Raw genomic sequence first — 20,401 nt, forward strand, 5'->3', positions numbered from 1 at the left:
GCCTTGCCTGTCATGTCTTGATGAGCGCTCATTTGTCGGCGCCGCCCAGGGTTTCGTTTTCGATCTGATCGCGGCGCACGCGGCGGCGCTCGCGGCTGCGCAAGCCGCCTTCGTCGTCAGCGGAGGCCGGCCCAGCCTGGCTGATCAGCAGCGCCAGCTGCGCCAGCGTCGGCTTCAGCAGGAAGTCCTTCAGCGCCAGGCGCGCGCCGAAGCGCTGCTGCGCCCAGGTGACCAGTTGCGCGGCGGCCAGCGATTGCCCGCCGGCGACGAAGAAGTTGTCCTCCACGCCGGCCATTTCCAGCGCGAGGTTCTGCCGCGCGTAGTCGAGCAGCTCGGCTTCCACCGGGTTGCGCGGCGCCTGGACGGCGCCGGCGTCGGGGCGCGGCTCGATCAGCGCGCCGCGGTCGATCTTGCCGTGGCGGCTCAGCGGCAGCGCGGCCAGCGCGGCGAATTGCGCCGGGATCATGTAGATCGGCAGCCTTTGCGCCAGGTATTCGCGCAGCGCCTGCTGCCAGTCGCCGGCCGGCAGGGCTTCCGCCTGCTGGCGCGGCACGATCCAGGCCAGCAGCCGCTGGGTGGCGGCGCTGTCGCCGCGCAGGTCCACCACCGCTTCCTGGATGGCCGGGTGGGCGCGCAGCGCGTGCTCGATCTCGCCGATCTCGATGCGCAGGCCGCGCAGCTTGACCTGGTTGTCGACGCGGCCCAGGTATTCGACGGCGCCGTCGTCCAGCCAGCGGGCGCGGTCACCGGAGCGATAGAGCCGCAGCGGCGCGCCGTCGTCGGCTACGGTTTCGATGAAGGCGGCGGCGTTCTGCTCCGGACGGTTCAGGTAGCCGCGCGCCAGCTGGACGCCGCCGATCAGCAGGTCGCCCTCGATGCCGACGCCGACCGGGCGGCCGCGGCTGTCGACGATGCGCAGCGAAGTGTTGGCGATCGGGTAGCCGATGGGCACCGCGCCACGGCCGCCGGCGCGCAGCGTGTAATGGGTGACCAGGATGGTGGCTTCGGTGGGGCCGTACAGGTTGTGCAGCTCCAGGCCCGGCAAGCCCAGTTCGCGCACCGCGATGCATTGCGAAGGCAGCAGCGCCTCGCCGCCGGCGAACAGGTGGCGCAGCGAGCGGCATTCGCGCGCGGCCGGGGTGGCGGCGAAGGCTTCCAGCATCGCCGGCACGAATTGCGCGGCGGTGACGCGTTCAGCGGCGATCAGCCGGGCCAGGTAGTCCGGATCGCGGTGGGTTTCCGGCGGCGCCACCACCAGGCGGGCGCCGGTCAGCAGCGGCCAGCACAGCTCCCACAGCGAGATGTCGAAGGTGTACGGCGCTTTTTGCAGCACCGCGTCGGCGGCGTCGAGCGGGAAGCGCTCGGTGGTCCACTCCATCAGGTTGGCCAGACCGCCATGGGTGCATAGCACGCCCTTGGGCTTGTTGGTGGAGCCGGAGGTGTAGATCACGTAAGCCAGGTCGCCGGCTTCCACCGGCGCCGGGTTGACCCAGGCATCGGCGGTGCTGGGCCAGCCGGCGGCCAGCTCTTCCGGCGATTCGACGATGATGGCCGGGCAGTCCACCGCCAGGCGCGAGGCGATGGCGGCATCGGTCACCAGCGCGATGGGCTGGGTCTCGGCGAAGATTTCCTCGCGGCGCAGCGCCGGTTCGTCCGGGTCTATCGGCATGTAGGCGGCGCCGGTGTAGAAGATGCCCAGCAGGGAGGCCACCAGTTCGGCCGAGCGCGGCAGCATCACCGCCACGATCTTCTCCGGGCCGGCGCCGTGGTTGACCAATTCGCTGGCGATGGTGCGCGCCGCCAGGTCCAGCGTGCGGTAGTCGATATGGCGGCCGTCGGCGGTGACGGCGATGGCGTCGGGCGTCAGCGCCGCCTGGCGGGCGATGCGTTGCGGCACCGGTAGCGCGGTTTTGCCGTTGGCGGTGGCGTTGAAGCCGCGCAGCACCTGCTGCAGCTCGGCGGCCGGCAGCGGGTTGGCGCGCTCCAGTTCGACGGCCGGGTCGGCGGCGACGCGCGCGGCCCAGTCCAGCCAGCGCTCGGCCAGCCGCTGGATGTCTTCGCGGCGGTAGCGGCGGCTCTGGTAGTCCAGGTCCAGCAGCCAGCCCTTGGGCGTCTGCATCAGGTTGATCGCCAGGTCGAACTTGACGCCGGACACCGGCGCGTCCAGCAAGGTGACCGGCAGGCCGGCGAAATCGCTCTGGCGCACGCGGTCGAGGTTGAAGGTGACGGTCAGCGCGCCCGGGCGCTCGCCGCCGGCCAGCACCGGCTCCAGCAGGCGCGCCAGCGGGTAGGCCTGGTGGTCGGACATCGCCTCCAGTTCAAAGTCCACCGTTTCCAGCAGTTGCTCGAAGCGCGCGCCGGGCGCGAGGCGCGAGCGCAACGGCATGATCTGGGCCGCCTGGCCCACCATGCGCTCCAGACCGTCCAGGCGGCCGTGGGTCGGCACCCCCAGCAGGATGTCGTCGCGGTCGAACAGGGTGTGGAACAGCGCCAGCGTCAGGCTGAGCGTGGTGGTGAACAGCGTGGCCTTCTGCCGCACGGCCAGCTGGGTCAGCGCGTCGGCGGTGCCGGCCGGCACCGGCAGCCGCAGCCGCTCGCCCTGCCAGCGGGCCTGCTGGCCATCGTCGCCGGCGTTGGCGCGCGGCAGCGGCAAGGCTTCCGGCGCGTCGGCCAGGCGTTGGCTCCAGAAGGCTTCAGCCTGCTCGTCGCGCGCCGACAGCAGCCATTCCAGCTGGCGGCGGAACGGCTGCGCCGCTTCCAGCGCCGCGCGGCCGGCCGGATCCAGCAGCGCGCTCAGCTCTTCCAGAATCAGCGCCAGCGACCAGCCGTCGATCAGGATGTGGTGGGCGCGCAGCGCCAATACCGGCTTGCCGTCGGCATGCTGGAACAGGCCGGCTTGCAGCGGGCCGGCGCTTTCCAGCGCGAAGGGCGCGGCGGAGAACGCGCGCAGCCAGTCGGCGCCGTCGCCGCCTTCGCCCAGCGTCAGCGGGATGGCCAGTTCGGCGTGGACGCGCTGGATGCCCTTGTCGCCGTGCACGGTGGTGCGCAGCGCCTCGTGCCGGGCCGACAGCTCGGCCAGGGCGCGCTGGAGCGCGGCGGCTTCGATGCGGCCGCCCAGCTCCAGCGCGACGGTTTCGCAATAAGCGGCGGCGCCGGAGGCGTCCAGCTGCGAAGCCAGCCAGATCTGGCGCTGGGTGTCGGACAGCGGCGCTTCGCCGGCGGCGAGGCCGGCGCCGGCCGGGCGCGCCGGCAGGTAGCCGCCTGCGCGCAGCGCCTCGACGGAATCGATCACGCTGTCGACGATGAAGTCGATCTCCTGTTGGCCGTGCGCGTCGCACAGGAAGCAGTTGCGGCCTTCCCAGACGAACAGGCCGCGGTGCAGCAGATGGTAGTAGAACAGGTCCAGATTGCCGGCGTGCTTGAAGCGGAACACCGAGCCGAAGTGGATCATCGACAGCGGCAGCTTCTCGGCCTGGAAGTACTGGTTGAGGCGTTCGGTCAGCTGGCGGGTGCGTTCGGTCAGCGACTGCTGGAAGGCCGGGCCGCGCTGTTTCAGCTCCTTCAGCACCGCGTGCGCCATCGCCAGGCCCAGCGGGTGGTTGTTGAAGGTGCCGGCGAAGAAGGTGGTGCCGGCGTCGGGCGCGGAGTCGTCGCCGAAGCGCCAGATGCCGCCGTCTATGCCGTCCAGCAGCGAGCCGCGCGCCGCCAGCGCCGCCATCGGCACGCCGCCGCCTATGGTCTTGCCGTAGGTGACCAGGTCGGCCTCCACGCCGAACACTTCCTGCGCGCCGCCGGGGGCGCAGCGGAAGCCGGTGATCATTTCGTCGAAAATCAGCAGGATGCCGTGGCGGCGGGTGACTTCGCGCAGCTTGTGCAGGAATTCGCGCGGCTGGGCGTCCAGCACGCGGCTTTGGATCGGCTCCACCAGCACGGCGGCCAGTTGATCGGCGTTGGTTTCAATCGCCCGCAACGCGGCGTCGTCGCAGTAGTCCAGCATCAGCAGGTCGGCGACGAAGTTGGGGAGGATGCCGGGCGCCACCGGCTCGGTGGCGTCGCCGATGGCGGAGCGGTCTCCCAACAGGCCGTCGAAGTGGCCGTGGTAGGACTTGCGGAACACCGCCACCCGCGAGCGGTCGCGCAACAGGCGCGCCAGCCGCAGCGCCGTCATCAGCGATTCGCTGCCCGACTGGCAGAACAGCACTCGGTCCATGCCGGTCATTTCGCACAGCATGGTGGACACTTCGCCGGCGAGGGTGGAGCGGGTGCCGAGCGCCAGGCTGTTTTCGGCTTGCTCGTGCAGCGCCGCTTTCAGGAAAGGCGCGCCATGGCCGAAGATGTTGACGCCGAAGTCCATCGAGATATCGATGTACTCATTGCCGTCCACGTCCCAGACCCGGGCGCCGTCGGCGCGGTTGCCGGTGAGCGGGTAGACGATTTCCTTCAATGTGGGGCGGAAGCCGGCGGAGGCGCGCACGTCGGCCAGCCGCTGCCGGCGCTCGTCGGCCAGGCGCTTGGAGGTGGCGGTGCGGGCGACGTAGGCCTGGGAAAAGGCGGCGAAGTGGGCGGCCTGCTGCTGGGACTGGGCGGAGCCGGCGGCGCGGGCCGGCGCGGCTTTTGCCGCCGGGATGCTGCTGGGCGCGGCCGGCAGGGCGGCGATGGCCGCGGCCACCGGGCGAATCGGCGCCGGCGCGGCTTGCGGCGCGCCGCCCAGCGCGGCCAATTGGCTGTGGATCACCTGCTGCACCAGGTTCAGCTGTTGCTGGAACAGCGCGTTCATGTCGCCCGCCGCGGCGTGGGCCGGCAGCGCGATGGCCGGCGCAGGCGCGGCCGCCGCCGGGGCGGCCTGCGGCGCGGTTTGCTCGGCCAGGTGCACGCTGAGGCGGTCTATGGTGTTCAGTTCGTTCAGCAGCTGGCGGGCGCTGATCTTGACGCCGTAGCTGGCCTGGATGCCGCGCATCGCCTCGGCCAGCATCACGGAGTCGGCGCCCATCTCGATGAACAGGCGGTCGGTTTGCAGGTCGGCCTCCGACTCTCCCAGCGCCTTGGCGATTTGCCGCACCAGGTCGGCGCGGACTTGCCGCACGTGGTCGTCGGAGGTCGACGGATTGGATCGGGGATCCAGAGAGCTGTTGACTTGTGGCATGGATGGCTCCAGCGAAGATGGAATGGAGGATCGGGCGGCGGGGGCCGGCAGGGCGCGTCGGCGGTAGGGCTGGTCGAAGCGGCTCCAGTCAAGGTTGACGCCGGCGTTGTGCAGCGCGCCCGCGCTGTCGAGCATGGCTTGCCAATCGTTGCCGGCGCCGTCGAGCGAACTGAGCCAGTTGACGGCCAGCTCGCCGCTGGCGGCGCGGCCCAGCGCGCTCAGAGTCGGCCGCGGGCCCAGCTCCAGGAACAGCCTGTGGCCTTGCGCCAGCAGGGTTTGCACGCCCTGGCGGAACTGCACGGTGCCGCGGGCATGCGCCGCCCAGTAGGCGGCGTCGGGCGCTGCCGCGTGCGCCAGGCCGTTGAGGTTGGAAATCACCGGCACCGTGCCGGGCTGCCAGTTTATCGGCGCGGCCAGCGCGGCCATCCGCTCCAGCACCGGGTCCAGCAGAGGGGAATGGAAGGCGGTGGAGACGTCCAGCGTGCGCCAGCGTATGCCTTGGGCGTCCAGCGCCTTCAGCGCCTCGGCCAGCGCGTCGGACGCGCCCGACAGCACGCAGCTGGCGGGGCCGTTGTCGGCGGCCAACGCCAGGCTGCCGGCATGGGCGGCGACCAGCTCGCGCAGTTGCTCCGCCGAAGCCTTCACCGCGACCATGCCGGCCGCGCCGGCGGTTTCCTGCATCAGCGCGCCGCGCGCCGCCACCAGCGGCAGGATCTGTTCTATCGATGCCATGCCGGACAGCGCCGCGGCGGTGTATTCGCCCAGGCTGTGGCCCAGCAGCGCCGCCGGGCGCACGCCCCAGTCGGCCCACAGCTGGGCCAGCGACCAGCTGAGCGCCACCCAGGCGGGCTGCGCGTAGCAGGTGTTCTGCAGCAGCGCGTCGCCGCGGACGCGGTCGAACAGCAGCCGCGACAAGGAAACGTCAAGCACCGGCTTGAGCAGGGAGGAGCAGTGTTCGATGGCGTCGCGGAAGCGGGGATGGCTGGCATAGAGTTCGGCGCCGGCGCCGGCCAGCGCGCTGCCCTGGCCGGTCAGCAGGAACACCACGCCGGGCTCGGCGGCCGGCGCGGGCACGGGCTGGGGCCGGGCGGCCAGTTGCTGCAGGCCGCGGCGCAATTCTTCGGAGTCGGCGGCGCCGACGCTGGCGCGCCAGGGCTGCTTGGCCAAACCGGCGTTGGCGGCATGGCAGAAGTCGGCCAAGGCGTCGGGCGGCAGTTGGGCGCAGTCTTGCAGCGCTTGCGCGGCTTGGCTGGACAGCGCTTCGGCGCTGGCGGCGGCCAGAGCGAGCAGATGGCGGGGGCGGTCGGTGACGCGCGCGGCCAGGCCTTGGTCGCCGTACCAGCAGCGGCGGCGCTGCCACGGATAGGCAGGCAGTTCGGCCAGCGCGCCGGCCGGCTGGATCCGCTGCCAGTCCAGTTCGTGGCCGTAGGCGTAGAGCAGGCCGAGCGCGGCCATGGCGTTGGCGGGAGCGGCCAGCGGCCGAAGCCTTTCCGGCAGCGCGGCGGCTTCGCCATGGCTGGGCGCGAGGATGTCCCAGCGGCCCGGCAACTGCTGTTGCCAGGCCTCGGGCGACGAACTCTCCAGTTCGGCGTCCGCGGCGATGCCGGCTTGGGCGAGCGCTGCGCGCAGTTCCGGCGCAGCTCCATGCAGCGCCAGCTTGCGGGCACCGGCGGCCGGGCGGCGGCCCAGCGACAAGCCGGGATGCGTCTGGCCGCCGGCCGCGGCGCGCAGGGCGGCGATCAACTGGCCGCGATCGCCATGAGCCGCCAGCCGGTGGTCCATATGGTCGCGGTGGCGCGCGGCGGTGTGGACGATGTCGGCCAGCGCGGCGCCGCCGGATCGCTCCAGCAGCGCCGCGTATTGGGCGGCTTGCGCGCGCAGGGCGTCGGCGGAGGCGGCGCTCAGCGGCAGCAGCCAGCTGGCGGCATCGTCGGCATGGGCCGTCCGCGGCGGTTGCGCCGGGGCGGTCTCCAGTATCAGGTGGGCATTGGTGCCGCCGAAGCCGAAGCTGCTGACGCCGATGCGGGCGGGGCGGCGCGCGGACGGCAGCGCGACCGGCGCGCTGGCGACGGCGAGCTTCAGCCGCGCCAGGTCGATGTCCGGATTCGCCTGGCGGAAGTTGAGCGAGCTGGGCAGCTTGGCCTCGCGCAGGGCGATCACGCCCTTGAGCAGGCCGGCGATGCCGGCGGCGGCCTCCAGGTGGCCGATATTGGTCTTGACCGAGCCGACCGCCAGCGGTTGTTCGCGATCCGCGGCGAAAACCTCGCCCAGCGCCTGGGCTTCGATCGGGTCGCCCAGCGGGGTGCCGGTGCCGTGCAACTCCACCGCGTCGATATCGGCGGGGAGCAGTCCGGCGTCAGCCAGCGCGTCGCGGATCACGCCGACCTGGGCCGGGCCGCTGGGGGCGGTGAGGCCGTTGGTGCGGCCATCCTGGTTGACCGCGCTGCCTGCGATCAGCGCCAACGCGCGTTCGCTCTCCGGCTGTAGCTGGCTGGCGCGCTTGAGGATGACGATGCCGGCGCCTTCGCCGCGCACATAGCCGTCGGCGGCGGCGTCGAAAGTCTTGCAGCGGCCGTCGGGCGACAGCATCTTGGCGCCGGCGAACACTTTCATCAGGTCGGGCGCCAGCAGCAGGTTGACCCCGCCGACGATGGCGAGGTCGATTTCGCCGGCGCGCAGCGCGCGGACGGCGAGGTGGGCGGCGGTCAGCGACGACGAGCAGGCGGTGTCCACCGCCAGGCTGGGGCCGGCCAGGTTGAGGAAGTAGGACAGCCGGTTGGCGACGATGCTGAAGGCGTTGCCGGTGCCGGCGTACAGGTCGAGATCCTGGCCTTCGTTCATCTGCAGCCGGCTGTAGTCGAAAGTGGAGATGCCGATGTAGACGCCGGTGCGGCTGCCGGCCAGGCTGGCGCGCGGGATGCCGGCGGACTCCAGCGCTTCCACCGCCAGCTCCATCACCAGGCGTTGCTGCGGGTCCATCTGATTGGCTTCGCGCTGGGCGATGCCGAAGAAAGGCGGGTCGAAACCATCCGGCGGGTCGATCAGGCCGGCCCGGCTCACGCCGTCGGCGGCGATGGCGCCGCGGTCTATGGCGATCTGGTCCACGGCTTCGCGTTCTTCCAGCAGCAGGTTTCTGAGCGCCTGGAGGCTGTTGGCGCCGGGGAAGCGGCAAGCTGCGCCGATGATGGCGACGCGTTCTGGTTGGCGCGACGGGAGGAGGCGATTTTCCGAAGCGCTGGTCGGTTGGGACGGTTGCGGATGGTTCATGAGGATTGCGCCATTATTTGGGCCGATTTGCTAGCGGCATAGTAAAAGGGGTGATCCGGTTTGCTTCTTCCTGATATTGTTTTTATTCAAATTGTTTTTTCGATGAATTTATTTCTTTGCTTTATCTCATTGCGGTCAAATAGGGTTGTGGCTTGGCTGCATAAAAATGACTTTGTACTATTTTTTGTTTTCAGCATTAAATTTTCTGCCAATGACGAGTAAATGATACCGCATGCCAAAACAGGTATGTACGACATTGTAATTCCCCTGTTTTCATGACGATCTCATTGCGCGGCGTGGCGTGAATGTCCATGGTTGGACATACAGATCATTGATAAAAAAGGAAATATCTAGTTTTGCTGATGTGTTGAAATCGATGTGAGTTAGGTAGGCTTGGCGGCCATGACTGGAGAAGTGACAGTTTGACGTCAGTTTGGCTGTGCTTTAGGACAGGGGTGGTGTGGTAGAAATGCTCTAATTATGGCTAAGCGTTTTTGTATTGAAATTTCAATGAAGCATTGTCTTAATCATTTAAATTAAAGAGCAGACATTTATTATTTTGATCTTTAATTTAAATTACAATGTCATTATTTTCGGGGCGGCGCCGCGCCAGCGGCGGAGTGACAGGCTCCGCGTGATTAAGCGAATCTTGTGTCGCGATTGCAGAGCCGGCGGGAAGAAGATGCCGGCGGAAGCCTGGTTTGGCGCGGGCTATGCCGGTTCGGCATGGCTGCGGGAGAGGCGAAAGGGGCATGTAAGACTAGGCTGTTCATGCCGATACGGCGGCAGGCGCGAATTTTTGGGCTTTGCCGCATCACTATCGCCGCGCAGCGTTCTGGCAGGCGCTGCGGGCCATGAATGAAAAACGGCCACCCATCAGGGTGGCCGTTTGTCTTGGGGCGAGGGTTCCGCCTTACTGGCAGGATTCGCAGTCCGGATTGTCGATGCTGCAGAACTTGGCGTCGGTGGCCGGGGTGTTGTCCACCTCGGCGGCCGGAGCCTGCTGGCTGTTGCCGCTGGACACCGCGTTCAGCTCGCCGCCGCGGCCGGTGGATTTCTCGGCGCTGGTGGCGGCCAGGGTGCGCAGGTAGTAGGTGGTTTTCAGGCCCTTGATCCAGGCGTGCTTGTACAGCTCGTCCAGTTTCTTGCCCGACGCGCCGGCCATGTACAGGTTCAGCGATTGCGCCTGGTCGATCCACTTCTGGCGGCGCGAAGCGGCTTCCACCAACCAGCGCGGATCCAGTTCGAAGGCGGTGGCGTAGATGGCTTTCAGCTCGGCCGGCACGCGGTCGATCTGGCCCAGGCTGCCGTCGAAGTATTTCAGGTCGGCCACCATCACTTCATCCCACAGGCCGGCGGCTTTCAGGTCGCGCACCAGGTATTCGTTGGTGACGGTGAATTCGCCGGACAGGTTGGATTTCACGAACAGGTTCTGGTAGGTCGGCTCGATGGATGCGGACACGCCGATGATGTTGGCGATGGTCGCGGTCGGCGCGATGGCCAGGCAGTTGCTGTTGCGCATGCCGAACTGCTTGATGCGGTCGCGCAGCAGGTTCCAGTCCATGCGTTCGGTGCGGTCCACTTCCAGATAGCCGCCGCGCTCGGCCGCCAGCAGGTTGATGCTGTCGTGCGGCAGCACGCCGCGGTCCCACAGGCTGCCGCTGTACGACGGGTAGCGGCCGCGCTCTTCCGCCAACTCGGTGGAGGCCAGGTAGGCGTAGTAGGCCACCATTTCCATCGATTCATCGGCGAATTCGACGGCGGCGTTGGAGCCATAGGGCACGCGCTTGATGTGCAGGCAGTCCTGGAAGCCCATCACGCCCATGCCGACCGGGCGGTGCTTCAGGTTGGAGTTGCGCGCCTTCTTCACCGGATAGAAGTTGATGTCGATGACGTTGTCCAGCATGCGCAGCGCGATGCGGATGGTGCGCTGCAGCTTGTCGCCGTCCAGGCTGCCGTCGGCCTTCAGGTGCGCCGCCAGGTTGACCGAGCCCAGATTGCAAACGGCGATCTCGTCGTCGTTGGTGTTCAGGGTGATTTCGGTGCACAGATTGGAGCTGTGGACCACGCCCATGTGCTGCTGCGGGCTGCGGATGTTGCACGGATCCTTGAAGGTCACCCACGGATGGCCGGTTTCAAACAGCATGGTCAGCATCTTGCGCCACAGGCTCAGGGCCGGGATGCGCTTGTAGACTTTCAGCTCGCCGCGCTCGCCGCGGGCTTCGTAGGCGGTGTAGGCCTTTTCGAAGGCGCGGCCGTACAGGTCGTGCAGGTCGGCGGTTTCGGACGGGGAGAACAGGCTCCACTCGCCGCCTTCCATCACGCGCTTCATGAACAGGTCCGGAATCCAGTTGGCGGTGTTCATGTCGTGGGTGCGGCGGCGGTCGTCGCCGGTGTTCTTGCGCAGTTCGAGGAATTCCTCGATATCGGCGTGCCAGGTTTCCAGGTAGGCGCAGACCGCGCCTTTGCGCTTGCCGCCCTGGTTCACCGCCACCGCGGTGTCGTTGACCACTTTCAGGAACGGCACCACGCCTTGCGATTTGCCGTTGGTGCCCTTGATGTGCGAGCCCATCGCGCGCACCGGGGTCCAGTCGTTGCCCAGGCCGCCGGCGAACTTGGACAGCAGCGCGTTTTCCTTGATGCCTTCGTAGATGCCGTCCAGGTCATCGGCGATGGTGGTCAGGTAGCAGCTGGACAGCTGGCTGCGGCGGGTGCCGGAGTTGAACAGCGTCGGGGTGGACGACATGAAGTCGAAGCTGGACAGCACGTTGTAGAACTCGATGGCGCGGTCTTCGCGGTTCACTTCGTTCAGCGCCAGGCCCATGGCGACGCGCATGTAGAAGGCCTGCGGCATTTCGATGCGGGTGCCGTCGATGTGCAGGAAGTAGCGGTCGAACAGGGTTTGCAGGCCCAGGTAGCCGAATTTCAGGTCGCGCTCGGCGTCCAGCGCGGCGCCCAGTTTCTTCAGGTCGTATTCGGCCAGCTTTTCATCCAGCAGCTCGGCGGCGATGCCCTTCTTGATGAAGCTGGCGAAATAGTGCGGATACTGCGCGGCCATTTCGTCCTGGCCCACGGCTTCGCCCAGGATTTCCAGGCGGATGTTGCCCATCAGCAGGCGGGCGGTCACGTAATCGTAGGCCGGGTCCTGCTCGATCATCGAGCGGGCGGCCAGGATGGCGGACTTGCCCACTTCCTCTTCCGGCACGCCGTCGTAGATGTTCTTCAGCGTCTCGCCGAGGATGGCGTCGACGTCGATGCCGGCCAGATTCTTGCTGGCGGCTTCGATGTTGCCGCGCAGGCGGGCCACGTCCAGCGGCAGTTTGCGGCCATCCTTGCGCAGCACGTTGATCTGCACCTGGGTGAGCGCCTCGCCGCGCGCGGCGCGTTCTTGCGAGCGTTGTTCGCGGTACAGCACGTAGGCGCGGGCCACATCGTGCTCGCCGAAGCGCATCAGCGACAGTTCGACCTGGTCCTGGATGTCTTCGATGTGGATCGCGCCGCCTTCGGGCTTGCGGCGCATCAGCGCATTGACCACCTGTTCGGTCAGTTGGGCCACCTTGTCGCGGATGCTGGCGGAGGTGGCACCTTGTTGGCCAACCACGGCCAGGAAGGCCTTGGTCATCGCGATGGAGATTTTGACAGGCTCGAACGGCACTACCGCGCCATTGCGGCGAATGGTCTTGTACAGGCTGAAATCGGCTTGCGGCGCGGCGGCGCGGCCGAGTTCTGCGGCGGTTTGCCCTTCAAAGGTGGTCAATTGCATGTATCCCTCGATAAAGAGAAGTTTAGGCCCGGCCGCGCTGCGTTCTTGAGGGCAGGTCGGCTTGTGGACAATTTTGTTGAAAAGCTGTGCGCTGTTTGTGGGTAAACACAAGATGTGCTGTCCGCAGCGCTTTAGATGCCCAAATTCTAGTGGTGGGGGTGACGTAGTTCAAGTCTTGACTTTGTCTGAAACCAAGGAAAGCCGCGTCGTTATTGGCTTTGCGGCGTGAGATTTTTTTCGGGGCCGTCGCGGCGGCGGAATGGCGTCGACAGGAAATGGCGGAAAACCACGCGCTGGCCGGCAGCAGGTGCCAGGGACGCGGGCGGTGTCGCGCCGCGAGCGCCGCTTCTGTTGCGCCTTCGCCACGGCCGCGGCGTGAAAAGTGGCCTGACGACAGGGGGAGGGTGGCCATTCAGACGGTTTGTCGGCAAGCGCGGGTCGGCTAGGGTAAGGAGGCTGTCGCGCGTCCGGGCCGGGTTCCGGGCCGTGGCCGGTCAACCAGGAAGGAGAACACCGATGGCTTCATCCAGGCGGCAATATATCCATGCGCTGCGCTTTTCGGCATTGACCGCGCTTTACGATCCGCTGGTGGCGCTTACCGCCCGGGAGAAGCATTTCAAAAACGCGTTGCTGGACGCCGCGCAACTGCGGCCCGGACACCGGGTACTGGATGTGGGCTGCGGCACCGGCACGCTGGCGATAGCGGCCAGCCTGCGCGCGCCGGGCCTGCTGGTGCAGGGGCTGGACGGCGACGGGCGCATTCTGCGCCTGGCGACGGACAAGGCGGAACGGGCGGGCGCCAGGCTGGCCTTTCGCCAAGGCATGTCGTTTTCCATGCCCTATCTGGACAACGCTTTCGACCGGGTCTTGTCCAGCCTGTTTTTCCACCATCTGGACACCGAGGACAAGCGCCGCACGCTGGTGGAGATCCAACGGGTGATGAAGCCGCGCGGCGAGTTATATGTCGCCGATTGGGGAGTGCCGCAAAACCGGCTGATGCGCGCGTTGTTCTATCCGGTGCAGTGGCTGGATGGTTTCGCCACTACCCAGGGCAATGTCGAAGGCGTGCTGCCCCGGCTGATGGGCGAAACCGGTTTTGCCGGCGTGCGGCTGGTCCGGCAGATTCCCACTCTGCTGGGCACCCTGGCGATCCACGCCGCCAGCAAGCCCTGAGGCGGGCAGGGCGTCAGCGCGCGCGGAAGCGGTCGATTTCCGCTTCCAGCTGGCTGACCAGCGCCGCCAGGCTGTCTGCCGCGGCCGACGCTGCCTGCACCGAGCTGTCGTTCTCGCCGGCCATCGCCGCGATGTGCTCTATCCTTTGCACGATATCCGCTGTCGCCGCGCCTTGTTCCACGGTGGCGGAGGCAATCTCGGCGATCTGCCGCGCCGAGGTCTCGGCGCCGCCGCGTATCTGCTGCAGCGCCTCCATCGCCCGTTCGGAGCTGCGCCGGCTCTCCTCTATCAATTCCGAACACATCTGAGTGTCCTTGACCACGCTGGCCACGTCGCTCTGAATGCCGCCCAGCATGGCGCCGATCTCGCCGGTGGCGCTGGTGGTGCGTTCGGCCAGCTTGCGCACCTCGTCGGCCACCACCGCGAAGCCGCGGCCTTGCTCGCCGGCGCGCGCCGCCTCGATCGCCGCGTTCAGCGCCAACAGATTGGTCTGTTCGGCGATGTCATGGATCACGCTGACGATGTTGTTGATCTGCTGCGAGCGCTGCGCCAGGCTCTGCGTCAGTTCGGCGGTCTTGTGGATGGCGCCGTGCAGGGTGTTGGCGTTGGATGCGTTTTCCGTCAGCACCTGGCCGCCCTGTTCGGACAGGGTTTGCACGGACAGCGACAAGGCGGTGCTGTCGCTGGCGGTCTGCGCCACCCGCTGCACGCTGGCCGAGACATCCTCCACCGCGGTGGTGGTGTGCTGCGCCGCCTGGTTTTGCTCCATGGTGCCGCGGGCGATGGCGCGCGCGGCGTCGGCCACCGCGTGCGAGCGTTCGCTCACCTGTTCGCCCACCGCGCGTATCCGCTGCAATGCGGATTCGAACGCCGACATCAGCCGGTTGAAGGCATCGGCCACTTCGCCGAATTCGTCGCGGCCGCCGACGCGGGCGCGCAGGCTCAGCCGCAAGTGGTCGGCGGCTTCCAGCATGGTGGCGCGCAGTTTGTCCAATTCCTCGCTAATCAGCTTGGCCAGCGCGAAGCCTATGGCCAGGCTGAGCAGCACCGATACCGCCAGCACGCCGTAAATCAGCCGGCTTTGGCTCTGATAGGTGCGGTTGGCGTCCTGGTAGGCGGTTTCGGCGATAGCCAGCTGGCGCGGCATCAGCGCGCCGACCTGGTCGCGCAGTCCTTCGTACTGCTTGACGAATTTGGGATAGATCGCCTTGGCGTCCTCGATGCGGTTGGCGCGGATGGCGTTGACGAAGGGCTCCAGGCTGTTGGCGGCCATGTCCTGATACAGCGCGGCGATGGCGTCCACCTGGGGTTTCAGTTCCGCTGAAATGTGTCCTTGCTGCAGCTTGGCGATCGCCTCCCGCATTTCGCCTATCTTGCCGTACAGCCGGTCGGCGCGCTGGGTGGGGGTGCGGTAGCCGGCGCCGCCGGCCATGGCGTCCATCATCGCCTGCATCACGTCTATGCGGGTGCGCGGCACCAGAGAGCTGACCTTGGACACTTCGAACAGCGGCGCGGCGCTGCTGACGTAAACCTTGGCGACGTGGTCCTTCAATTCGGCCATGGTCACCAGCCCTTCCCCGGCTACGGCGGCGATGGCCAGCAGCGGGATCGCCAGCAACAGGGCCAGTTTATGGCGTGTCCGCATATCGTGCAGCAGCATGACTGTCACCTTGGGGTCTGAACTAGTCTGCATTCAGACTAGTTCGCGGCGCGGGCCGGCGACAGCGCGGCTTGATGATTTTCCTTCGCGGGCGAGACCCGGCCGCGCCGCGCGCTGCGATAAACGCCTTTTCGCGCCGAGGGGACGGGGGGCATGAAAATGACGTTGAAATTTCATCCTGCGGCCAGAGCCCCGGGCAGAGGGCGCTTCCCGCGTCGGCGATGCGGCAACGAACCCTTTCGCTTAGCGGAGAGGACAAAGGACTGTAGGGCGGCGTGGTTTGTTTACATACTGTTTACGGGTTTTTCTGGGTGAAAATATTAAATTTATGACCCAACTAGAATATTTATTGGAATTTTGTTGCTTTAGAGCAACAACTCTTCCGGGATTTGCCGCTATCGAGCAGGCTTGTATTTTCTTGATGGCTGCCATGAGTATTATTACATTCTTGTTAATTAATATTGCAACTGTGAACTTGTATGAATGAAATGCTCAGACCTCTTTTGCTGACGGCCATGGTTGCCGGTTTGACGGCATGCGGCGGAGGAGGCGGAGGAGGTGGTTCGCCATCCGCCAATGATGGCGGCGGCGCGGTTACGCATGGCGCCGCGCCGGAGGCGAAGTCGGGGGCGGAGGCGGGAGAGTTGGTCTGCAGCGGCAACCGTTGCCGCCTGGCGGATGGCGCCAACCAGGCGGTCGGCTCGATGTACCGTTTTTACAATGACAGCCATCTTGAACGTGAGCTGGTGGTATCGGGCCTGTCGCCGGCGATCTGGCACGCGGTCTCGACCAAGGTGAGCGGCGCCGGCGTGGCGGTTGGCGAGCTCAGCCTGCGTCAGGAAGAGAAGGACGCCGGGCCGCGCGAGCCGGACTATCAGGCGGAGCATGCCGAGCTGAGCGCGATTTACGCGCAGAAAGCGCCGGCGCAACGTCTGAAGCTGGGGCAGGGCGCCAGGCGGGAGGCGCCGGTCGCATATGCGCCGGGCGAGGAAAAGACATGGTTCGATTCCATCCATGAGAATGATGTCGCGACCACGCTCAGGACAAAGCGCGCGCTGCCGGGCGGCGCCTCGGTGCATGTCTGGACCGAGAACGGCGCCGGCGTCAGCGCCAGGCAGGCCGACTTCCTGGCCGAGCGTTTCGCGGGCAGCGTCTACCCGCTCGAGGTGTCGCTGCTGGGGCAGCCGTGGGGCGTGGTCGGCAATCCGGTGTTCGCCGGATTTACCATCCCGGCGGATACCCGCGACGTCCATATCGTGGTAACGCCGTTGCGCGCCCAGGGCAACGCCGGGCTGATGGGTTATGTCTGGTCGGGCAACGCGCTGCGCAATTTGTGCACGGAAGACGCGAAACCATGCCAGAAATATCAGCGCAGCAACGCGGCGCTGGCGGTCTTCTTGTCATCCGAAGTGCTGGCGCGCAGCGCGGCGGGTGAGGAGTGGCATGAGCGCTCGCAAGGCGCGGGCGAGGCGCTTTCCACGCTGGCGCATGAGTTTTCCCACCTGTTTTACAGCTACAACAAGCGCTACAAACCGGCTGTCCCAGTCAAGGTGGAAACCTGGGAGGACGAAATGTTCGCCCAGTCGATCGCTTATCTGGTGCTGGCCGATACCTTCGGCGGCGGGCGCGGCGCCGGGCGGGACGCGCATCCGGACTTGCGGCCAAGAGCGGACTTCGAGCGGGCGCTCGATTTCGTCCCTTGTGACTTCTCTCGCTGGAATGGCGCGAGCAGCTGTTATCCCAAGGCGCTGGCTTTGGGCGCGCTGATGGTGCATCAATACGGCCATCAGTTGTTCCGGCCGTGGCTGGAAAGCCAGAATCCCGGCGCGCAGGCGGTCTCCGAGGGCTTGCGGGCCGCAGGCGGCGCCGGTTATGCGGACATGCTGGAGCGCTACGCCGGCACCATGCTGAGCGCCGGCGCGGCGAATGTCGCGGGGCGCTATGGTTATCCGGCCAAGCGGGTGGTGCTGCCGGGCAGTCCGCTGCTGCCGCAGGGCAGGGAAATCCAGCTGCCGGGCATTGCGCTGTCCGCCGACAAGCCGCTCATTCCCATGGATGGGCAATACGATACCAGCAAGCAGTTCTCTTATATCGGCAACGGCATCTGGACTTTGCGGGTGCCGGCAAACAGCTGGATCACGCTGACCAAGCGCTGAGCGCTCTGCGAGAATCGGCGCGTGGCGGATGCTCCCTCGGGGGCGTCCGCCATTTTTCATGGCGGTCCGCAAATGCAAACCGCCGGGCGGGGCCGGCGGCATGGAGCGGGGCGGGGCGGAGGGCCGGATTCAGGCATCCAGCCCGTCGGCCACCATTTGCGCGGCGCGCAGCACCGCGCGCGCCTTGTTCTGCGTTTCCAGCCATTCCGATTGCGGCACCGAGTCGGCCACCACCCCGGCGCCGGACTGTACGTAGAGCATGCCGTTTTTCAGCACCGCGGTGCGGATGGCGATGGCGAGGTCCATGTCGCCGTTGAAGCCCAGGTAGCCGACCGCGCCGCCGTAGACGCCGCGCTTGGTCGGTTCGAACTCGTCGATGATCTGCATCGCCCGCACCTTGGGCGCGCCGGACAGGGTGCCGGCCGGGAAGGTGGCCTTGATCACGTCGATATTGCTGATCTTGCGGTCTACCTGGCCTTCGACGTTGGAGACGATGTGCATCACGTGCGAGTAGCGCTCGATGGCCATATTGTCGGTGATCTTGACCGTGCCGATGTCGGCGACGCGGCCGACGTCGTTGCGGCCCAGGTCCATCAGCATCACGTGCTCGGCGATTTCCTTGGGGTCGGCCAGCAGCTCGGCGGCCAGCGCCTCGTCCTGTTCGCGGCTCTGGCCGCGCGGGCGGGTGCCGGCGATCGGGCGCACGGTCACGGTTTCGCCCTCGCGGCGCACCAGGATTTCCGGCGAAGCGCCCACCACGTGGAAGTCGTCGAAATGGTAGAAGAACATGTACGGCGACGGGTTGAGGTTGCGCAGCGCGCGGTACAAGGCGATGGGTGAGCCCTGGTAGGGCTGCTGCATGCGCTGGGCCAGCACCACCTGCATGATGTCGCCGTCGTGGATGTAGCGCTGGCTGGCGGCCACCGCGTCCATGAAGGCCTGCTCGCCGTATTCCGACACCGCCTCCGCGGCGGGGCCGGTGGGCAGCGACAGCGGAATGGCGAGCGGCTCGCGCAGTTTGGCGCGCAGCTGCGCCAGCCGCGCCTGGGCCTTGGGCAGCGCGTTGGGCACTTCCGGGTCGGCGTACACCACCAGGTGCAGCTTGCCGGACAGGTTGTCCACCACGGCGATTTCCTCGGACAGCATCAGCAGGATGTCCGGCGTGCCCACCGGGTCCGGTTTCTGGACGTCGGCCAGGCGGCGTTCGATATAGCGTATGGTGTCGTAGCCGAAGTAGCCGACGAGGCCGCCGGAGTAGCGCGGCAGGCCGGGCAGCTCGGGGATGCGGAAACGGCGCTGGAACGCTTCGATGAAGGCCAGCGGATCGCCGTCGTGGCGCTCTATCACCTTGTCGCCGCACTCCACCTGCACCCGCTGGCCGTTGACGCGCAGGCGGGTGTCGGCCGGCAGGCCGATGATGGAGTAGCGGCCGCGGCGCTCGCCGCCCACCACCGATTCCAGCAGGTAGCTGTACGGCTGGTTGGCCAGCTTCAGGTAGATGGACAGCGGGCTGTCTAGATCGGCCAGCAGCTCCTGGGTGACCGGGATGCGGTTGTAGCCTTCGGCGGCGAGTTGCTGGAAAGTCTGTGGCTGCATGGGTGTTCTTCCTTGGGTTCTGTCAGTTGGGGGCGGGGCGCCGGGAGCGGGTGCAGCGGCGCCATCGCCAGCTGGCGGGAGCGGGAAGAAAAGCCATGAGTCAGGGGTTTCCGGTTTTAGAGTGAGATGGAGCCGTCATTCTTCATCAAATCGTACAGCTCGGCAATGCTGGCCACGGTCAGGTCGGCGCCCAGCGAGGCGGCGTCGCCGTAGCCGTAGCCCACCGCGATGGCGGCGCAGCCGGCGGCGCGCGCGGCGGCCACGTCGTTGGCGGAGTCGCCCACCATCGCCATTTCCTTGGCTGAGATGCCCAGCACCTGGCAGGCGTGTTGCAGCGGCAAAGCGGATGGCTTCTTCTCCGGCAGGGTGTCGCCGCCCAGGACCAGGCTGAAGTGGTCGCGCAGCTCCAGTTGTTCCAGCAGCGGCACGGCCAGCCGCTCGGATTTGTTAGTGATGACCAGCAGCGGCAGCTTGAGGGCGCGCAACAGGCTTAGGCCGTCGCGCACGCCGGCGTAGACCGTGGTCTGGTCGGCCAGGTGTTCGCGGTAATGCTGGATGAAGAAGCGGTAGCCGCGCTCCCACAGCGGGCCGTCGGCCTCGGCGTGGCGCTCGTCGGTGATGGCGCGGTGGACCAGGCTGGCGATGCCGTCGCCGACATGGCTCTTGATGCGCTCCGGGTCCAGCGGCGGCAGGCCCAGATGAGCGCGCATGGCGTTGGCGGCATTGGCCAGATCGGGGATGGAGTCGATCAGGGTGCCGTCCAGATCGAAGGCGACGGCTTTGATGTGCTTGAGATTCATATATTGGCTTTTGAAGCCGCGGCCGGCGGGCCGCGGCGGAATTGAAGAATGCGGGCTTACAGCTCGCGGATGTCGACGACTGGCGCCTGGCCGAAGGCCGGCGACACCAGGTAGTCGACGATCTTGCGCGCGGCGTCGCCGGGGCTGCTCAGCGCGCCGTCGGCCTTGTAGGCGTCGAAGCGCGCTTTTTGCGGGAACTGGCCTTCGTCGCTGGCGCGGATATCGCCTTGCATGTCGGTGTCCACCACGCCCGGATACAGCGCGACGATCTGCGCCGGATTGGCCTTGCCTTCCTGCTCCACGGCGACGCTGCGGCTGAAGTGGTCGAGCGCGGCCTTGGTGGCGCAATACACGCTCCAGCCGGGGTAGGCCTTGGCGGCGGCGCCGGACGAGATGTTCAGAATGCGGCGGCGCGCCGGCAGATGGTCGGTGGCGGACAGCAGCGCGTCGCTAGCCAGGAGCGGAGCGGTGACGTTGATGGCGACGGCCTTGACCACCTCGTCGGCCGGATAGCGGCCGGCCTGGGCGATGGGCGTCACCACGCCGGCGTTGTTGATCAGCGTGACGGTCGCGCACTCAGGCAGCGGCAGTTGCTGCAGCGCGGAGTGAATCGACGCCGACGCCTGGGCGGCGTCGGCCAAGTCGGCGTTGACGGCCAGCAGCCGCTCCGGGTGGCGGGCGGCCAGGCCTTCCAGCGCCGGACCGGCATGGCGGGCGACGCCGACGACGAAGTAGCCGTCGTTCAGCAGCGTTTCGCAGATGGCGTAGCCCAGGCCGCGCGAGGCGCCGGTGACGATGAATGCATGCATTGCTTGCTTTATCCCTTTGATGGATAGGAATGAA

8 protein-coding genes are annotated in these 20,401 nt (G+C 67.1%); 2 read left to right on the plus strand and 6 right to left on the minus strand.

The window, feature by feature from the left end; all coding sequences use genetic code 11:
• Window positions 1-28: 28 nt before the first annotated feature.
• Both U6115_RS10920 and U6115_RS10925 read right to left on the minus strand, forming a co-directional pair.
• Window positions 29-8,410 (minus strand): hybrid non-ribosomal peptide synthetase/type I polyketide synthase, encoded by an 8,382-nt coding sequence (locus U6115_RS10920; RefSeq protein ID WP_043573388.1) that lies wholly within the window; start codon window positions 8,408-8,410, stop codon window positions 29-31.
• Between the two features lie 913 nt (window positions 8,411-9,323).
• Complete coding sequence (locus U6115_RS10925; protein WP_043573390.1) at window positions 9,324-12,173, minus strand: ribonucleoside-diphosphate reductase subunit alpha; 2,850 nt, start codon at window positions 12,171-12,173, stop codon at window positions 9,324-9,326.
• Window positions 12,174-12,689: 516 nt separating this feature from the next.
• Here U6115_RS10925 and U6115_RS10930 point away from each other — a divergent pair.
• Window positions 12,690-13,346 carry a class I SAM-dependent methyltransferase gene (locus U6115_RS10930; RefSeq protein ID WP_043573392.1) on the plus strand — a complete coding sequence of 219 codons (657 nt, stop codon included), beginning with the start codon at window positions 12,690-12,692 and terminating at the stop codon, window positions 13,344-13,346.
• Window positions 13,347-13,359: 13 nt separating this feature from the next.
• On the opposite strand, the gene U6115_RS10935 is transcribed toward U6115_RS10930, so the two are convergent.
• Window positions 13,360-15,006, minus strand: coding sequence for a methyl-accepting chemotaxis protein (locus U6115_RS10935; RefSeq protein WP_043573394.1), 1,647 nt, complete (start codon window positions 15,004-15,006; stop codon window positions 13,360-13,362).
• 515 nt (window positions 15,007-15,521) lie between these two features.
• Here U6115_RS10935 and U6115_RS10940 point away from each other — a divergent pair.
• Complete coding sequence (locus tag U6115_RS10940) at window positions 15,522-17,162, plus strand: M30 family zinc metallopeptidase (protein WP_155294736.1); 1,641 nt, start codon at window positions 15,522-15,524, stop codon at window positions 17,160-17,162.
• A gap of 129 nt (window positions 17,163-17,291) precedes the next feature.
• Here U6115_RS10940 and trpE read toward each other — a convergent pair whose 3' ends face one another.
• The 3 genes from trpE to U6115_RS10955 form a co-directional block, all read right to left on the minus strand.
• Entirely contained in the window at window positions 17,292-18,758 is a 1,467-nt protein-coding gene (gene trpE, locus U6115_RS10945) for an anthranilate synthase component I (RefSeq protein ID WP_043573399.1), read from the minus strand.
• Between the two features lie 116 nt (window positions 18,759-18,874).
• The gene (locus tag U6115_RS10950) at window positions 18,875-19,558 is read right to left on the minus strand and encodes a phosphoglycolate phosphatase (protein WP_043573401.1); all 684 of its coding nucleotides are present in this window, start codon (window positions 19,556-19,558) and stop codon (window positions 18,875-18,877) included.
• A gap of 56 nt (window positions 19,559-19,614) precedes the next feature.
• Window positions 19,615-20,367, minus strand: coding sequence for an SDR family oxidoreductase (locus tag U6115_RS10955; protein WP_043573403.1), 753 nt, complete (start codon window positions 20,365-20,367; stop codon window positions 19,615-19,617).
• Between the last annotated feature and the right edge of the window lie 34 nt (window positions 20,368-20,401).

This window comes from Chromobacterium subtsugae (assembly GCF_035919665.1).
GTDB classification, from domain to species: domain Bacteria; phylum Pseudomonadota; class Gammaproteobacteria; order Burkholderiales; family Chromobacteriaceae; genus Chromobacterium; species Chromobacterium subtsugae.

Excerpts from the sequence above, each read along its gene's own strand:
- U6115_RS10920 (WP_043573388.1), bottom strand. The coding sequence starts at position 8,410 with ATGAACCATCCGCAACCGTCCCAACCGACCAGCGCTTCGGAAAATCGC.
- U6115_RS10925 (WP_043573390.1), bottom strand. The coding sequence starts at position 12,173 with ATGCAATTGACCACCTTTGAAGGGCAAACCGCCGCAGAACTCGGCCGC.
- U6115_RS10930 (WP_043573392.1), top strand. The coding sequence starts at position 12,690 with ATGGCTTCATCCAGGCGGCAATATATCCATGCGCTGCGCTTTTCGGCA.
- U6115_RS10935 (WP_043573394.1), bottom strand. The coding sequence starts at position 15,006 with ATGCTGCTGCACGATATGCGGACACGCCATAAACTGGCCCTGTTGCTG.
- U6115_RS10940 (WP_155294736.1), top strand. The coding sequence starts at position 15,522 with ATGGTTGCCGGTTTGACGGCATGCGGCGGAGGAGGCGGAGGAGGTGGT.
- trpE (WP_043573399.1), bottom strand. The coding sequence starts at position 18,758 with ATGCAGCCACAGACTTTCCAGCAACTCGCCGCCGAAGGCTACAACCGC.
- U6115_RS10950 (WP_043573401.1), bottom strand. The coding sequence starts at position 19,558 with ATGAATCTCAAGCACATCAAAGCCGTCGCCTTCGATCTGGACGGCACC.
- U6115_RS10955 (WP_043573403.1), bottom strand. The coding sequence starts at position 20,367 with ATGCATGCATTCATCGTCACCGGCGCCTCGCGCGGCCTGGGCTACGCC.